The sequence below is a fragment of the uncultured Streptomyces sp. genome, assembly GCF_947488945.1.
Classification (GTDB): Bacteria; Actinomycetota; Actinomycetes; order Streptomycetales; family Streptomycetaceae; genus Streptomyces.
In genome coordinates this window covers 207,851-224,084 of record NZ_CANLBS010000008.1, presented here as the reverse complement: position 1 = coordinate 224,084, position 16,234 = coordinate 207,851, and the positions used below count along the sequence as shown (strand labels likewise).

At 72.4% G+C, this 16,234-nt stretch carries 15 protein-coding genes and 1 riboswitch; of the genes, 8 read left to right on the top strand and 7 right to left on the bottom strand.

The annotated features are described in order from the left end of the window. Positions 1–39 precede the first annotated feature (39 nt). The 6 genes from shc (at position 40) to Q0994_RS15475 (ending at position 6,179) form a co-directional block, all read left to right on the top strand. Entirely contained in the window at positions 40–2,100 is a 2,061-nt protein-coding gene (shc, locus tag Q0994_RS15500; protein ID WP_299534580.1) for a squalene--hopene cyclase, read from the top strand. After that, positions 2,100–2,771: a 1-hydroxy-2-methyl-2-butenyl 4-diphosphate reductase gene (locus Q0994_RS15495; protein WP_299534578.1), complete on the top strand. Its 672-nt coding sequence runs from the start codon at positions 2,100–2,102 to the stop codon at positions 2,769–2,771. Before shc ends, Q0994_RS15495 begins: the two co-directional genes overlap by 1 nt. A 6-nt stretch (positions 2,772–2,777) precedes the next feature. After that, positions 2,778–3,797 carry an adenosyl-hopene transferase HpnH gene (gene hpnH / locus Q0994_RS15490; protein WP_299534575.1) on the top strand — a complete coding sequence of 340 codons (1,020 nt, stop codon included), beginning with the start codon at positions 2,778–2,780 and terminating at the stop codon, positions 3,795–3,797. Between the two features lie 75 nt (positions 3,798–3,872). Then, positions 3,873–5,270, top strand: a complete 1,398-nt coding sequence (locus Q0994_RS15485; protein WP_299534863.1) for an aspartate aminotransferase family protein — start codon at positions 3,873–3,875, stop codon at positions 5,268–5,270. A gap of 82 nt (positions 5,271–5,352) precedes the next feature. Further along, positions 5,353–5,961: a helix-turn-helix domain-containing protein gene (locus tag Q0994_RS15480; RefSeq protein ID WP_299534573.1), complete on the top strand. Its 609-nt coding sequence runs from the start codon at positions 5,353–5,355 to the stop codon at positions 5,959–5,961. Positions 5,962–6,002: 41 nt separating this feature from the next. Then, positions 6,003–6,179: a DUF6126 family protein gene (locus Q0994_RS15475; RefSeq protein WP_299534571.1), complete on the top strand. Its 177-nt coding sequence runs from the start codon at positions 6,003–6,005 to the stop codon at positions 6,177–6,179. A 38-nt stretch (positions 6,180–6,217) separates the two neighbouring features. Here the strand turns inward: Q0994_RS15475 and Q0994_RS15470 are convergent, their stop codons facing one another. Further along, entirely contained in the window at positions 6,218–7,027 is an 810-nt protein-coding gene (locus Q0994_RS15470) for a tyrosine-protein phosphatase (protein ID WP_299534569.1), read from the bottom strand. Between the two features lie 469 nt (positions 7,028–7,496). Beyond that, positions 7,497–7,654: riboswitch (cyclic di-AMP (ydaO/yuaA leader) on the top strand. A gap of 5 nt (positions 7,655–7,659) precedes the next feature. Between Q0994_RS15470 and Q0994_RS15465 the strand changes: the two genes are divergently transcribed. Beyond that, complete coding sequence (locus Q0994_RS15465; protein WP_299534567.1) at positions 7,660–8,604, top strand: LysM peptidoglycan-binding domain-containing M23 family metallopeptidase; 945 nt, start codon at positions 7,660–7,662, stop codon at positions 8,602–8,604. A gap of 197 nt (positions 8,605–8,801) precedes the next feature. Next, positions 8,802–9,623 carry an SGNH/GDSL hydrolase family protein gene (locus tag Q0994_RS15460; RefSeq protein ID WP_299534564.1) on the top strand — a complete coding sequence of 274 codons (822 nt, stop codon included), beginning with the start codon at positions 8,802–8,804 and terminating at the stop codon, positions 9,621–9,623. 33 nt (positions 9,624–9,656) lie between these two features. Here the strand turns inward: Q0994_RS15460 and Q0994_RS15455 are convergent, their stop codons facing one another. From Q0994_RS15455 to Q0994_RS15430, 6 genes are read right to left on the bottom strand one after another with little or no spacing between them, the layout of a single operon-like run. After that, a complete protein-coding gene (locus tag Q0994_RS15455) occupies positions 9,657–10,682 on the bottom strand; it encodes an STM4011 family radical SAM protein (protein ID WP_299534562.1) in 1,026 nt (341 codons plus the stop codon). A gap of 8 nt (positions 10,683–10,690) precedes the next feature. Continuing rightward, positions 10,691–12,070: an STM4012 family radical SAM protein gene (locus Q0994_RS15450; RefSeq protein ID WP_299534560.1), complete on the bottom strand. Its 1,380-nt coding sequence runs from the start codon at positions 12,068–12,070 to the stop codon at positions 10,691–10,693. A 7-nt stretch (positions 12,071–12,077) separates the two neighbouring features. Then, positions 12,078–12,884 carry an STM4013/SEN3800 family hydrolase gene (locus Q0994_RS15445; protein ID WP_299534558.1) on the bottom strand — a complete coding sequence of 269 codons (807 nt, stop codon included), beginning with the start codon at positions 12,882–12,884 and terminating at the stop codon, positions 12,078–12,080. Positions 12,885–12,942: 58 nt separating this feature from the next. Beyond that, positions 12,943–14,097 carry an STM4014 family protein gene (locus Q0994_RS15440; protein WP_299534557.1) on the bottom strand — a complete coding sequence of 385 codons (1,155 nt, stop codon included), beginning with the start codon at positions 14,095–14,097 and terminating at the stop codon, positions 12,943–12,945. Then, positions 14,078–15,067: an STM4015 family protein gene (locus Q0994_RS15435; protein ID WP_299534556.1), complete on the bottom strand. Its 990-nt coding sequence runs from the start codon at positions 15,065–15,067 to the stop codon at positions 14,078–14,080. Before Q0994_RS15435 ends, Q0994_RS15440 begins: the two co-directional genes overlap by 20 nt. After that, the gene (locus Q0994_RS15430) at positions 15,064–16,032 is read right to left on the bottom strand and encodes an STM4015 family protein (RefSeq protein ID WP_299534554.1); all 969 of its coding nucleotides are present in this window, start codon (positions 16,030–16,032) and stop codon (positions 15,064–15,066) included. Before Q0994_RS15430 ends, Q0994_RS15435 begins: the two co-directional genes overlap by 4 nt. Between the last annotated feature and the right edge of the window lie 202 nt (positions 16,033–16,234).

Below are 16,234 nucleotides of genomic sequence, written 5' to 3'. Positions count from 1 at the left end.
CCAGCACAGCAGAGGACCGAACTGCACGAAGGGGAAACCATGACAGCGACGACCGACGGATCCACCGAGGCCGCGTATCCCCGCGCGGTGACGGAGGGCCGTGTGACCCCGACGATCAGCGCCGCGCCGAAGGAGGTACGCACCGCCGCGGCGCCCGACGCACGACCTCCCGGCGACGACGTCCTCACCGCCGCCCGCACGGCCGCCGAACGCTCGGTGGAGCACCTGCTGGGCAGGCAGGACCCCCAGGGCTGGTGGAAGGGGGACCTCGCCACCAACGTCACGATGGACGCGGAAGACCTGCTGCTGCGTCAGTTCCTCTCCATCCTGGACGACGACACCCTCCGCGCGGCCGCCCTCTTCATCCGCGGCGAACAGCGCGCCGACGGCACCTGGGCCACCTTCCACGGCGGACCCGGCGACCTCTCCGCCACCATCGAGGCGTACGTGGCCCTCCGGCTGGCCGGAGACCTGCCCGACGCCCCCCACATGGCACGCGCCGCCGCCTGGGTCAGGGAGCGCGGCGGCATCGCCGCGTCCCGCGTCTTCACCCGCATCTGGCTCGCCCTGTTCGGCTGGTGGAAGTGGGACGACCTCCCCGAACTCCCGCCCGAGCTCATGTTCTTCCCGAAATGGGTGCCGCTCAACATCTACGACTTCGGCTGCTGGGCCCGTCAGACGATCGTGCCGCTGACCGTCGTCTCCGCCGAACGCCCGGTCCGCCCCGCCCCCTTCCCGCTGGACGAGCTGCACACCGACCCGGCCCGGCCCGTGCCGCCCGCCCGGCCCGCCCCGCTGGTCAGCTGGGACGGTGTCTTCCAAAGACTCGACCGGGGCCTGCACCTCTACCACAAGGTCGCCCCCCGCAGGCTCCGCCGGCTCGCGATGGACTCCGCGGCCCGCTGGATCATCGAGCGCCAGGAGAACGACGGCTGCTGGGGCGGCATCCAGCCCCCGGCCGTCTACTCGGTCATCGCCCTGCACCTGCTCGGCTACGACCTCGACCACCCCGTGATGCGCGCGGGCCTCGCGTCGCTGGACCGGTTCGCGGTCTGGCGGGAGGACGGCGCCCGCATGATCGAGGCCTGCCAGTCGCCGGTCTGGGACACCTGCCTCGCCACCGTCGCGCTGGCCGACGCCGGAGTGAGCCCCGACCACCCGGCGCTCGTCGCGGCGGCCGGATGGATGCTGGACGAGGAGGTCCGCAGACCGGGGGACTGGGCGGTGCGCAAGCCCGAACTCCCGCCGGGAGGCTGGGCTTTCGAGTTCCAGAACGACAACTACCCGGACATCGACGACACCGCCGAGGTGGTGCTCGCACTGCGCCGCGTCCGCCACCCGGACCCGGAGCGGGTCGAGGCCGCCGTCCGCCGCGGCGTGCGGTGGAACCTCGGCATGCAGTCCCGCGGCGGCGGCTGGGGAGCCTTCGACGCCGACAACACCAGCCCCTTCCCCAACCGGCTGCCGTTCTGCGACTTCGGCGAGGTCATCGACCCGCCGTCCGCCGACGTCACCGCCCACGTGGTGGAGATGCTCGCCGTCGAAGGCCGCGCCGACGACCCCCGGACCAGGCGCGGCGTCCAATGGCTGCTCGCCGAACAGGAGCCGTTCGGCGCCTGGTTCGGCCGCTGGGGCGTCAACTACGTCTACGGCACCGGGTCGGTGGTGCCCGCGCTGATCGCCGCCGGCATCCCGGCCGGCCACCCCGCGGTGCGCCGGGCGGTCGACTGGCTGCGGTCGGTGCAGAACGCCGACGGCGGCTGGGGCGAGGACCTGCGCTCCTACCACGAGCCCAAATGGATCGGGCGCGGCGAGTCCACCGCCTCCCAGACCGCCTGGGCCCTGCTCGCCCTGCTCGCCGCGGGGGAGCGCGACACCGAGGCCGTCACCCGCGGCGTCCGCTGGCTGACCGCCACCCAGCGGGCCGACGGCTCGTGGGACGAGCCCTGGTTCACCGGCACCGGGTTCCCCTGGGACTTCTCCATCAACTACCACCTCTACCGGCAGGTCTTCCCCCTGACCGCGCTCGGCCGGTACGTGCACGGCGACCCGTTCGCCGCCCTTGCGGACGGCCGGCCCGGACACCCGGGGAAGGTTTGATGGGCGACGCCCGGAGGTCCGGCAGACCCCCGGCGCCGCTGCTCGTCGCCTGCGCGCTCACCATCGAACAGCTCGCCCTGCGCAGCGGCCGGCGCGGCGACGCCGCCGCACCGGTCCGCGTGGTGCGCACCGGCATGGGCCCCAAGGCCGCCGAGACCGCCCTGGAACGGGTGCTCGGCGGCCCCCAGGCCGGCGCTGGGGGAACCTTCGTGCCCGGGGCGGTCGTCGCGGCCGGGTTCTGCGCGGGGCTGCTCCCCGGCATGCACCCCGGAGACGTGGTGGTCGCCGAGGAGACCCGCGAAGGGGACGCCGTCACCCCCTGCGCGGGCGTCCCGCTGCTCGTCGAGGCGCTGACCAGGGCACTGCCCGGCCGGACCGTGCACACCGGCCCCCTGACCGGCTCCGACCACGTGGTGCGCGGCCCCGAACGGGCCGCGCTCGGCGCCGGCGGGGCCATCGCGGTGGACATGGAGTCCGCCGCCACGCTCCGTACCGCCCTGCGCCACGGACCGCGCCCGGTTGCGGCCGTACGGGTGGTCGTGGACGCTCCGGAGCATGAGCTCGTCCGCATTGCCACGGTTCGCGGTGGAATATCGGCATTCCGCGTTCTTCGTGCTGTCCTTCCTGCATTTCATGAATGGCACCGATCTTTGCTGCTCCCCAGGAGGTGAGCCCAGATGGCCATGCCGCTCCGTCAAACCATCAAGGTCGCGACGTACCTTGCCGAACAGAAGCTCCGCAAGCGTGAGAAGTTCCCGCTGATCGTCGAACTGGAGCCGCTGTTCGCCTGCAACCTCGCCTGCGAGGGCTGCGGGAAGATCCAGCACCCCGCCGGCGTCCTCAAGCAGCGCATGCCCGTCGCCCAGGCCGTCGGCGCCGTCCTCGAATCCGGCGCGCCGATGGTCTCCATCGCCGGCGGCGAACCGCTGATGCACCCTCAGATCGACGAGATCGTCCGCCAGTTGGTGGCGAAGAAGAAGTACGTCTTCCTCTGCACCAACGCGATGCTGCTGCGCAAGAAGCTCGACAAGTTCACCCCCTCGCCCTACTTCGCGTTCGCCGTGCACATCGACGGTCTGCGCGAGCGCCACGACGAATCGGTGGCCAAGGAAGGCGTCTTCGACGAGGCCGTGGCGGCCATGCGGGAGGCCAAGCGGCGCGGCTTCCGGGTCACCACCAACTCCACCTTCTTCAACACCGACACCCCGCAGACGGTCATCGAGGTGCTCAACTTCCTCAACGACGAGATCAAAGTCGACGAGATGATGATCTCGCCCGCCTACGCCTACGAGAAGGCGCCCGACCAGGAACACTTCCTGGGCGTCGAGCAGACCCGCGAACTCTTCAAGAAGTCCTTCGCCGGCGGCAATCGGGCGCGCTGGCGCCTCAACCACTCACCGCTGTTCCTCGACTTCCTGGAGGGCAAGGCGGACTTCGCGTGCACCGCCTGGGCCATTCCCAACTACTCCCTCTTCGGGTGGCAGCGCCCCTGCTACCTGATGAGCGACGGGTACGTCCCCACGTACCGCCAGCTCGTCGAGGAGACCGACTGGGACAAGTACGGCCGCGGCAAGGACCCGCGCTGCGCCAACTGCATGGCGCACTGCGGCTACGAGCCGACCGCGGTGCTCGCCACCATGGGGTCGCTGAAGGAGTCGCTGCGCGCCGCGCGGGAGACCATCGGCGCCAACCGCTGACCCCGGTGCCGCCCGCGCCCCACCACGGGCGTGGGCGGCACGATGGCGGCGGACGACGAGGAGGAAGAGCGGGAGATGACGGACGACGGACCGAAGGGCTTCGACCTGACCCGGCTGCTCGCCGAACGCGGCGCCGAACGGTATGAGCTGCACGCGCGCCACCTGAACCACCAGCTTCCGCGGATGCTGCACACCATCGGCTTCGACAAGGTCTACGAGCGCGCCGAGGGCGCCCACTTCTGGGACGCGGACGGCAACGACTACCTCGACATGCTCGCGGGCTTCGGCGTGATGGGCCTCGGCCGCCACCACCCCGTCGTCCGCAAGGCGCTGCACGACGTGCTGGACGCCTCGCTCGCCGACCTCACCCGCTTCGACTGCCAGCCGCTGCCCGGCCTGCTCGCCGAGAAGCTGCTCACCCACAGCCCGCACCTGGACCGGGTGTTCTTCGGCAACAGCGGCACCGAGGCCGTCGAGACGGCATTGAAGTTCGCGCGCTTCGCGACCGGCAGGCCCCGGATCCTCTACTGCGACCACGCTTTCCACGGGCTGACCACCGGAGCGCTCTCCGTCAACGGTGAGGGCGGCTTCCGGGACGGCTTCGCCCCGCTGCTGCCCGACACCGCGGTCCCGCTCGGCGACCTCGACGCCCTGCGCCGCGAGCTGAAGCGCGGCGACGTCGCCGCGCTGATCGTGGAGCCCGTCCAGGGCAAGGGGGTGTACGCGGCGCCGCCGGGCTACCTCCGCCAGGCGCAGGAAATGCTCCACCACCACAAGGCGCTGCTGATCGCCGACGAGGTGCAGACCGGCCTCGGCAGGACCGGCGACTTCTACGCCTACCAGCACGAGGACGGCGTCGAGCCCGACCTGATCTGTGTGGCCAAGGCGCTCTCCGGGGGGTACGTCCCGGTGGGCGCGACGGTCGGCAAGGACTGGATCTTCAAGAAGGTCTACTCCTCGATGGACCGGGTCCTGGTGCACTCGGCGAGCTTCGGGTCCAACGCCCAGGCGATGGCCGCCGGCCTCGCGGTGCTCAGCGTCATGGAGGACGAGGAGACCGTCGCCCACGCCCGCCGCACCGGTGACCTGCTGCGCGACCGGCTGACCGCCCTGGTCGACCGGTACGAGCTGCTGCACGAGGTGCGGGGGCGGGGGCTGATGATCGGCATCGAGTTCGGCCGGCCCTCGTCGCTGAAGCTGCGCGGCCGGTGGACCATGCTCCAGGCGGCCCGCCAAGGGCTGTTCGCGCAGATGGTGGTGGTGCCGTTGCTGCAGAAGCACCGCATCCTCACCCAGGTGTCCGGCGACCATCTCGAAGTGATCAAACTGATTCCGCCGCTCGTCGTCGACGAGGCCGACGTGGAGCGGTTCACGGCGGCGTTCACCTCGGTGATGGATGACGCGCACGACGGCGGTGGGCTGATGTGGGACTTCGGCCGGACGCTGGTCAAGCAGGCGGTCGCCCAGCGTTGAGCGCCCGGGGCGGCGCCAGGACGCCTTTTGCCTCACGGGTAAGAAATTTGCCCCGGAGGAAAGATTCGGGCCCAATGGGAGCATGAATCCTTCCGACGGAGGGGCGGCCGACGACCTTCCCGGCGTCGCTCCGCGCCTGCGTGACCTGCGGCGCGGCCGCGGCCTGACCCTGGAGGCCGCGGCCGGGCGGGCCGGGCTCTCGCCCGCGCACCTCTCCCGGCTCGAAACCGGCAACCGCCAGCCCTCACTGCCGATGCTGCTGGGCCTCGCCCGTGTCTACGGTACGACCGTCTCCGAACTGCTGGGCGAGATCCCCCCGGAACGTGACGCGATCGTGCGCGGCGGTCGGTTCGAGGGGGCCGAGGCCGACGGCTGGATGTACCGGCAGGCGGGCGGGCCGGGGCGGGCCATGCAGGCGCTGCGGGTCCGGGTGCCGTTCGGCGTGCAGGGCGACCTGGTCAGGGTCCATCCCGGCGAGGAATGGCTGTACGTGCTGGAGGGCCGGCTGCGGATCGTGCTCGGCGAGTCCGCCCACGACCTCGGCCCCGGCGACAGCGCCCACTTCGACTCGCTCACCCCGCACCGCATCGCCGCCGCCGAACCGCGGGGCTGCGAACTGCTGTTCGTCCACACCCTGCTGCAGAGCCCGGCCGCCGAGCTCTGCCTCGGCGCCGCGACCCACCGGCGCTGAAGCCGGAGGCCCGGCCCGTACCGGCCCCAGAGAGGACTGTCATGTCCGATTCAGAGCACTACGACCCGCTCACCCCCAGGCGCCCCGCCGCCAAGGACACCCACGAGAGCAAGATGCCGCGCGGCCTGGTGATCAGGCTCTTCGCCTACCTCGTGGCCGGACACGTCGTCGCGGCGTTCCTCTACATCCTCTTCGCGGTGGCCGGCGGCAACCGGTAGGAGGAGCGGGCGGCCGCACGCGCGGCCGCCCGGTCGCGCTACGCCTCGTCCAGCAGCCGTTCGCGCAGCCGCTCCCGCGTCGCGGGCGCGAGCCCGAGCCCTTCGGAGAGGTAGCGCTCGGTGCCGCCCCAGGTGTCGTCGATGGCGCTGAACGCCTCGTCGAGGTATTCGACGTGCGCGCCGAAGAGCGGGCTCAGCAGCTCCATCACCTCGGGCGAGGTCGCGGCGGCCGAGGGGTCGCTGCGGCGCACCCGGTAGCGGCGGTGCGGGTCGTTGGACTTGAGGTAGTCCTCCTCGATGGCCTCGCGGCCCACTCCGACGGCGAGCAGGCAGATCGCTATGGTCAGGCCCGCCCGGTCCTTGCCCGCGGCGCAGTGCATCAGGGCCGGGACGCTGTCCTCCGCCAGGGCGTGCAGCACCCTGCTGTGCTCGGCCGTGCGGTCGGTGATCATCGCGCGGTACGAGTTCACCATCCGTGCCGTGCCCTTGCCGTCGGCCAGGATCGACCGGAGCTGGTCGAGGTCGCCGTCGCGCACCATCCGCCAGAAGCCCGCGCCGTCCGCCGGGTCGGAGAGCGGGATGTTCACGTTCCGCACGCCGGGCAGTTCCACGTCCCGGCCGTCGAGCTTGAGGTCGGCGGAATTGCGGAAGTCGAAGACGGTGTGCAGCCCGAGGCGGCCGAGAAGAAGAGCGTCTTCGGCGGTGGCGTGCGCCAGGTGACCGCTGCGGTAGAGGCGTCCGCGCCGTACCCGTCGTCCGTCCGTGGTCGGCAGGCCGCCCACGTCGCGGAAGTTGCGCACCCCGGTCAGCTCGGACTCGGTCGGCGGGACCTGCGGCACCTGCGTCACATCGGCTCCTGGAGGGTCGGGCCCGTCGGCTCTGCTCGCCGACGGCGGCTCGCTCGTGACGATACGACATGGCTCCCCGCCCTCTCCGGACAGGTTCGACACCATGAGCGGTGGTCGATTCATGTGCGTTTAATGCCATCTGAGCTGCAGCAACTGAGCATCCGTCACGAACAATGGCCTGCCATGTCCGAATTGAGAGCATTTTGCACAACATCGTCTACTTAGGCGTCAGATGGTGGATGAATCGTGAGCGGGCTCATATCAGTCACGGTGTGTGCCGGTGCGGCCGGGGCTCCGGCCGGAGCTGGTACGGAAAGCCAAGATCCGTAATCCACGGACAGTGACGGCGGATCTGCGGCGTGGGGGACCAATGGATTCCGTGGCGGGACCAATGGCTTGTTCCGCTCGACATGGCTCGATTACGTTCACCCTCAATCCGGACGGACCGCCTAATCCTGCCGCCGCCCGGAATCCGAAAACCCAACCCACGCGTGGCAGGAGCGGGGGACCCAGGTAAGCCGCCGCCCGGCACTCGTCCGGACGGCTAGGGGTGAAGTCGCGTCCAGCGCGGCCGGGCATCTCCAGCCCGAACCCGACAGCTCACCTCGTAGGCGAAGGAGAGGAATCACTCCATGCCCATCTCGGGTAAGCACCGTCGTAAGAACACCGGCCCGATCGCCCGCGGCGTCATCGCCGCAGGAGCCGGCGGCGCCGTCCTGGCTCTCCCGCTCTTCGCCGCCACCGGCGCGAACGCCGCGGAGAAGCCCGCGACCTCGGCCGCGCAGTCGGTCCAGGCCACCACGGTCGCCAAGGGCCAGTCCGCCGCGAAGACCTACACGGTCGTCCACGGCGACTACCTGGCGAAGATCGCCGCCGAGAAGAAGATCAAGGGTGGCTGGCAGAAGCTGTACCAGGACAACCGTGAGGTCGTCGGCGGAAACCCGAGCCTGATCTTCCCGGGCATGAAGCTGACGCTCGGCTCCGCCGGCGCCGCCGCTTCCCCGTCCTCCTCGGCGCCCTCCTCCCCGGCGGACACCTCCTCCGCCGACGCGGCCGCGTCCGCCGGGGCCGAGACCTCCTCGGACGACGCCGCGAAGTCCGCCCCGGCCTCCTCCGCGGCCACCGCCGAGACCGCGGCGTCCACCTCGTCCTCCGCCGAGAGCGACAGCTCCGGCTGGACGACCCCGGTCGCCAACGCCACGGTCACCACCCAGTACCACGCCTCCGGTTCGAGCTGGTCCAGCGGCTACCACACCGGCTCGGACTTCCAGGCCGCCTCCGGCACCGTCGTCCGCGCCATCGGTCCGGGCACCGTCGTCTCGGCCGGCTGGAGCGGCTCGTACGGCAACGAGGTCGTCATCAAGCACGCCGACGGCATGTACTCGCAGTACGCCCACCAGTCCTCGCTGAACGTCTCGGCCGGCGACACCGTCACCGGCGGCCAGCAGATAGGACTCTCCGGCTCGACCGGAAACTCCACCGGCCCGCACCTCCACTTCGAGATCCGGACCACCCCGAGCTACGGCTCGGACGTCGACCCGATCGCCTACCTCCGGTCGCACGGCGTCTCCATCTGAGACGGCCCACGACCCGGTCCGGCCCGGACGGTGAATGACCGCGCGGGGCGGTGAACGGCAGAAGGGGCGGCGCGAAAGCGCCGCCCCTTCTCCTTATTCCGGCTTTACCAAAAACTGACCGGGTGGTCTATCTCACCACCAGTCAACCCCCTATTACGGTCGCGTAGGTCACAATCCACGGTGCAAGATATCTTGCTGTGGCAGACGATTCGAGCATCAGAAAAGCAAATCCCATCGGGTCGTACGCGGCGATCGGCGACAGTTTCACCGAAGGAGTCGGCGACCCCGGTCCCGACGGGAGTTACGTAGGGTGGGCGGACCGTTTCGCGGTCCTGCTGGCGGACCAGCTCCCCGCCCCCGCCCCGGCCCTCGGGGATTCCCCCCACGGTGATTTCCGGTACGCCAATCTCGCGATACGCGGCAGGCTCCTCGACCAGATCGTCGAGGAGCAGGTTCCCCGTGCCAAGGAGCTCGCACCGGACCTGGTGAGCTTCTGCGCCGGCGGGAACGACATCATCCGTCCCGGCACCGACCCCGACGATCTCGCCGAACGCTTCGAGCGCGCGGTGGCCGACCTCACCCAGGCCGTCGGCACGGTGATGGTGACCACCGGCTTCGACACCCGCGGGGTGCCGGTCCTGCGCCACATGCGCGGCAAGATCGCCACCTACAACGTGCACCTGCGGGCCATCGCCGACCGCTACCACTGCCCGGTGCTCGACCTCTGGTCGCTGCGCTCCGTGCAGGACCGCCGGGCCTGGGACGCCGACCGGCTCCACCTGTCGGCCGAGGGCCACACCCGGGTCGCGCTCCGCGCGGCGCAGGTGCTCGGCATCGCGGTCCCCGCGGACCCGGACCAGGCATGGCCGCCGCAGGCCCAGCGCGGCAGCTTCGAGGTGCGGCGCGACAACATCCAGTGGGCCCGCGAGCACCTGGTGCCGTGGATCGGCAGGCGGCTGCGCGGCGAGTCCTCCGGCGACCACGCCGCCGCGAAGCGCCCGGACCTGCTGCCGCTCTGAGCCGCCCCCTCCGCACCGCCGGGCCGCCCCGGCTCACCCCGCCCGGCACCCCTCCGGTGCCGCGCATCCCCGCGCTCCCCGGTCCGGTCCGGACCCCGACGGGAGCAGCGGAAGCAGTGCACGCCGCGACGGGCCCCGTTCCACGGGCCCGCCCGGCGGCGTGGACCCCGGCGGCACGGCCTCCGCCGCCCCGCCCCCCGGCCCGCCGGCCCCCGTGCTCCGGCCCGGTATCCGCTCCAGCACCCCGCCCGCGAACACGTCGTACAGCGGCAGCGACTCCAGGTGCACATAGCCGATGTGGCAGTCGCAGACGTCACGGGGACAGCCCCGCGGACCGAGCGCCGCGCGATAGCTCCCGTCGTACAGATTGCCCAGCTCCTCGGCGACGAAGTGACACCGCCGGACGGTGCCGTCGCCGTCGACGGAGACCACCGACTCACCGGTCCGGCAGGGCAGCCCCGCCGAGCGGTGCGGATGACGGCTGTACGGGAACAGCGGGTCCAGTGACGTCCAGCGGTCCGCCTCCGCGTCCGTGTAGCTCCGGCCCTCGGCGGCGTTCACCCAGAGATAGACCTCCCGCGGCAGCGCCGCCCGCAGCCGGCCGGCCTCCGCGAAGTGCTCCTCGAACCCCACCACGCCCACGCTGTACCGCACCCCGAGCCCCGTCAGCTCCCGGCACTTGCCGAGGAACCGTTCGTACGGCGTCTGGCCGGGGTGGTACGTGCACCACAGGGCGACCCGGTCCCGGTCGGCCTCCGCCAGCCACCCGGTGCGGCCGCTCAGATTGGTCTGGACGGCCACCCGTGCCACGTGCGGCATCCGGGACAGCTCCACCAGCGCCCGGCGGTACCAGGACCGCACCAGCGCCTCGCCCCACGGGGTGAACAGCACCGAGATCCGGTCACCGGTCCGTCCCGCCACCCAGCCGACGAACCGCTCCAGCGCCGCCCGGTCGGCGGCGAGCCGCGGCCCGCTGTCGCGCCGCTTGGCGAACGGGCAGTAAGGGCAGTCGTAGTCGCAGGAGGCCAGCGGCCCCCGGTAGAGGAGGGTCAGCTCCACGCCGCCGCTCACTTCGCCTCGTACGCGGCCATCGCCGCCCGCACGGCCGGGGAGAACAGCTCGGGGCCGAGCCCGTCGGAGTACGCGAGGCCCTCCGGCGACAGCCGCAGCACCTCCGGCCCGGCCGCCGTGTCCAGCCAGCCGCGCGCCGCGAACCGCTCCAGCTCCGGTCCGAAGTCCGCGCCCGGATCCGTGCCGAACCTGGTCCGGTACTCCGCCGTCTCCATCCCCCCGGCCTGGAGCAGCGACTGCAGCAGATGCCGGCGGCGGGCCTCGCCGGCGTCGACGTACCGGCCCACCTCGGCCCGCGAGAAGTCCCGGGTCCGCGTGAACCGGTCGATGATGCCGCGTACCTCCCGCATCTCCACGGCGTAGTCGAAGGAGTAGTGCAGGGACGCGGTGTACGAGCGGGCGCCGCAACCCAGGCCGATCATCCCGTCGGTCTGGCACGCGTAGTCGTCCGGACCCTCCTGCGGGGCGTCGGCCCGCCGGAACATCCGCATCGACACCTGGGTGTAGCCGTTGGCCAGCAGATGGTCCCGCCCGGAGCGGTACAGCCGCAGCCGCTGCTCGTCCCACGCGGCCCCGGCGGGATCTCCGGCGACCGTACCGGCGACGGGGGCCGCCGCGCCGGTGAGCCGGCCGAGGCCGGTCAGCGGGCGCACGTACAGCGGGTACAGGTACAGCTCCTCCGGGCGCCAGGCCAGCGCCGCGTCCAGCGAGGCCCGCCAGCTCTCCCCGGTCTGCCCGTCGATGCCGTAGATCAGATCGATGTTGAGGACCGGCGCCCCCGCGTCCCGGATCCGGCCCAGCGCGGCCTCGACCTCCGCCCGCCGCTGGGGACGCACCGCCGCCCTGGCCTCCGCGTCCACGAAGCTCTGCACCCCGATGCTGATCCGGGTCGCGCCCCGGTCGGCCAGCACCGCGAGCCGGTCCGCCGTCGCCGTCGACGGGGACGTCTCCACGGACAGCGGGACCGCCCGCAGGTCGGCGCCCATCCGCTTCTCCGCGATGTCGCAGAGCCGCTCCAGCTCGCCCGCCGTCAGGAAGGTGGGCGTACCCCCGCCGAACGCCGCCGCGGCGAACCGCACCGGCCCGTCGTCGCCGAGCGCCTCACGCACCGCCAGCGCCTGGCGCTCCAGCGCGTCGAGGTAACGGCCGGTCAGCTCGTCGGGAGCACCGATCCGGGTGAAGAGGTTGCAGAATCCGCAGCGGACCTCGCAGAACGGTATGTGCGCGTACAGCGAGAGCGCTTCCTTGGGCTCGGCAGCCCACAGCTCCCGCAGGGCCGGCCGGTCGTCGAGCGGACGGTAGGCCGTCTTGTGCGGGTAGGCGTAGACGTAGCTCCGGTACGGGCGGACGGGGGGAGCGGCGAGGGTGTCGGTCATGGTCGGTTCAGGCCCCCGGTTCGAGGAAGAAGTGGGCGTACGGCACGGTCCACACGGCCTCGTGGCCGAGGCGGTGGCCGGTGTAGCCGCCGTCGCCGTAGGCGGTGCCGTGGTCGGAGCAGACGATGGCGAAGCACCGGCGCCGGCTGCTCGCGGCGGCGAACAGCCGCCCGATGTGCCGGTCGACGTACTCCAGGGCCGCCGCGTGGGTGGCCCGCGAGTCCCCGGCGTCCGGGGTGGCGCCCGGCAGATGGAACCAGTTCGGCTGGTGGAGCGCGGAGACGTTGACGAAGAGGAACAGCCGCTCGTCGGCGGGGAGCGCGGCGACGACCTCCTCCGCCCGGGTCACCTGCGCCTCGAACGACGTGGGCGACGCCACGCCGAAGCCGGGCTCCCAGTGGCTCTCCCGGAACATCCCGGGCAGCACCGACCCCAGCGGCGCCTGCTTGTTGAAGAAGCCGACCCCGCCGATGCACACGGTGCGGTAACCGGCGTCCGCCAGGGCCGACACCAGATCCGGCGCGTCGTGGACGAAGGTGCGGCCCACCGTCGTCTCGCTGCCGCCGAACCGGGCGGCGAACAGCCGCGGATGCGGTCCCGGGGACGCCGGCGTCGGCAGGAAGCCCGCGAAGATCGCCTGGTGGGAGGCGTAGGTGAAGCTCCCCGGCGCGTGCCGCTTCTCCCACACCCCACCGGGCAGATGACGGGCCAGGTGCGGGATGCGGCCGGCCGCGGCCAGCTCGGCCGCCACGTCGTACCGCAGGGTGTCCAGCGTGACGAGCAGCAGATCGTCCCGGCCCACCACCTCGTTCATGTCGGGCGCGGGGGGCGCAGTGCCTTCCGGCGGTACGCCGGCCGGGCCGGCCGGGGTCTCAGGGGGTCGGGACAGCACGGTCGTTCCTCGTCGTCGTCGTTCGTTCCCGTACGGCGGCCACCTGCGCCTCGTACGTGTTCCACCGCTCGGCACCGCTTCCGGGCAGGCCGGTGAGCCCCGGCAGCAGGTCGCCGAAGGCGTTGACCTCGCCGACGGCGAACCGCCGCCACCCGGTGCCCGGAAGCAGGTCGACGCCCACGCACAGGGTGGCGGGGAAGCAGGCCGCGGCCCGCTCGCAGACCGCCAGCGCATCCCGCCAGCACCCGCCCACCGCCGCGACAGCGGCCCGCACCTCGTCCAGATCGCCGCGGGCCCCGCCCAGGTGCAGATTGGTCATCGGGGTCCGGCTCGTGCGGACCACGGCGTGCGTCGCCCGGCCGGCCACCACCACGACCCTCAGGTCCGCCACCCGCCCCCGCTGGGCCGCCTTCGGCAGCCAGCGTTCGACGTGCAGCCCGTCCGGCGCGAGCGCGTCGACGATCGCCGCCACCTCGTGCTCGGTGGTGTACCTGCGCACCCGCAGGGAGTTGTAGAGCCGCCCCTGCGCGTCCCGCTCCACCGACGTGGTCGCCCGCACCCGCCCCGGTCCCGCGGTCTCCAGCGCCAGCACCCCCGAGGCGGAGGAGCCGTGGGCCGGCTTGACGAACGCCCGTGGCATCCGGTGCTCCCGGAGCAACTCCCGTACGTGCGACCAGTCCCGGACCACCGCCGCCTCCGGACCGGAGGTCGGCGACGCCGGCACCGGCACCCCGGCGGTGTCCAGCACCCCGTGGCACAGCCGCTTGTCGAACAGCACCGCCAGGTCGTCCGGGCCGTCGAGCATCCGGGCGCCGGCCGCCGCCGCAGCTCGGGCCACCACGCTCACCCCGTCGAGGAAGGAGGCGTACCAGCGGCCCGACCCCTCCACCCGGGCGGGATCGTCCACGCCGCGCAGCAGCCGGTCCACCTCGGCGTCCTCGCCCGGCGAGTCCAGCCGCACCAGCTCGCCCGGCAGGAACCCGGCTCCGCCCGTCAGCACCTCCCGCCACGGCACCACCCGGGCGTCGGGGAGCCCCGCCGCGCGCACCGCCTCCCGGAAGAAGCCGACGCGGCGGTTGCCGGGGTTCCCGACGACCGCGAAGCGCGGCCCGTCCTCATTCACCGACGGCGACATAGCGCATGTCGTCCTCGTCCTCAGGGTCCCAGTCGTCCGTGTCGCCGGGATCCGCCTCGACGACCGCGGGCGCGCTGGCATCCCTCAGGCGGCCCAGCACCGCCTCCCCGACGTAGTGGTGGTAGAGGTCCAGCCGGGCGAGATGGCTCAGCGGCTGCCCCCCGATCAGCACCTCCGCGCCCGCGTCCGTCAGCGTGCCCATCGCCAGCGACAGCGACTCCAGCTGCGCCACCACCGGCGCCGACGCCAGGGCCGCCGCGATCTCGTCCTGGATCTCACTGTTCTGCAGGCCCAGGTGGCGCAGGCGGGGGAAGAGCCCGCCCGCGAGCAGCGGCCGCAGGTCGTCGACGGTCGTGTCACCGCCGTACCAGTCCACTCCCAGCCACAGCTCCAGCCGTTCCAGGGAGGGGAGTTCGCAGGAGCCGAGCGCCCGCACCACATGGCCCGGCAGGCCGCCGGACTCGAACCGCAGCGTCCTCAGCGCCCCGTGCCGGAACGGCCGCAGCCGCAGCTTCTCGTCCGACGGGCCGGGGCCCCCGCACCCGCGGACCGTGACCTCCTCCAGCAGCGGGTACGCCTCGAACACCGGCGTGACGTCGCACATCTGGAGCCACGACAGCTCGCACTCCTCGCTGACCACGTCGGCGAGGAAGAGTGCCCGCAGCGCCGGGAACCGGTCCGCGTCCGCCACCAGCAGGTCGACCACGGGACGGAAGCCGCTGTACTCCCCGTCCCACCACGGGCCGATCAGCAGCGCCCAGACCCGCGAGCGGTCCACCGAGTCGGCGAAGTGCTTCCAGAGGGTGCCGAAGTCCTGGGCGGAGTCGTATCCGGCGCACTCCAGCCGCCAGGCCACGCTCCCAGGCTCCGGCAGCCCGCCGGGCGGCACCGGCTCCCCGGGGGCGGGCAGCGTGAAGACGGGCAGCCCGTGGAAGGACTCCGGGTGGTCGATGTCGTACGTCGCGCTCATTCCGCCACCGCCGTGTACCGGTTGGCGCGGCCGCCGTCGCCCCAGGGCTTGTTCCGCTCCGAGAGGTCGAGGCGCACCCCGTGCGGGGCGAGCGACGCGGTCAGCCTCGCCTCCATCTCCTCGCTCAGGAAGTGGTGGTGCAGATCCAGCACGTCGAGGTGGGTGAGCGGCTGGCCCTCCAGCAGCGCGGCCGCGCCCTCGTCGCCGAGGACGCCGTTGGACAGGTCGAGGGTGCGCAGCCGGGCGACCACGGGCGCCGAGGCCACCGCCGCCGCGATCTCGTTCTGTATCTCGCTGTTGCGCAGCCCCAGGTGTTCCAGGCGCGGGAATCGGGTCCCGGACAGCAGCGGAGCCAGGTCCGGCAGCCCGGTGGTGCCGCCGTACCCGGAGACGCCGAGCCACAGCTCCAGCCTCTCCAGCGCGGGCAGGTCGCTGTCCAGCACGCCCCGCACCGCCTCGGCCGGCAGCCCGCCGGACTCCAGGGTGAGCGACCGCAGGCCCGCGTGCGCGACGGGCGGGAAGCGCAACTCCCCCTCCTCGCCCTCACAACTGCCGCGCACGCCCAGCTCGACCAGGTGCGGGAAGGCCGTGAGCAGCACGGTGACGTCCGACTGCTGGATCCAAGAGATCTCGGATTCCTCGTACGTCATGTCCCCGATGAAGACCGCCTCCAGCGAGGTCAACCGGTCCGCCGCAGCGACGATCAGCCCGATGGGGTACGACGAGTCCTCCTCGTACGACTCGCCCCACTGGCCGACGACCAGCGCCCGCACTCCGGCCGGATCGACCGATTCCAGGAACCGCTCGAAGACCTTCTCCCAGGTCGGGTCGTCGTCGTCGTACGGATTCACCCGCACCCGCCAGGCGACCGCGTCCGCGGCGGGGAGCGTGGAACCGTCGGCTCCGTGCTCGAAGTCGACGACGGGGAGGCCGTGCAGCTCTCTGAGGTTGTCCACACCGGACATGGCCCTGAACTCCTGATGCTGAGGACGAGTGGTGCCGCAAGGTTTATCAAGCGTCACTGACAACGGGGCGCGCGGGGAGGGTCGGTGGGGCGCGGAGGCCGGGCCGGCCCGCCCGCACGCCCGTGCCGACGCGCAGGACCACGCGCGCCCGGGGCCGCCCCGCAACGGCCCTGCGGGGGCTGCGCGACGGCTCGGCCGGTCG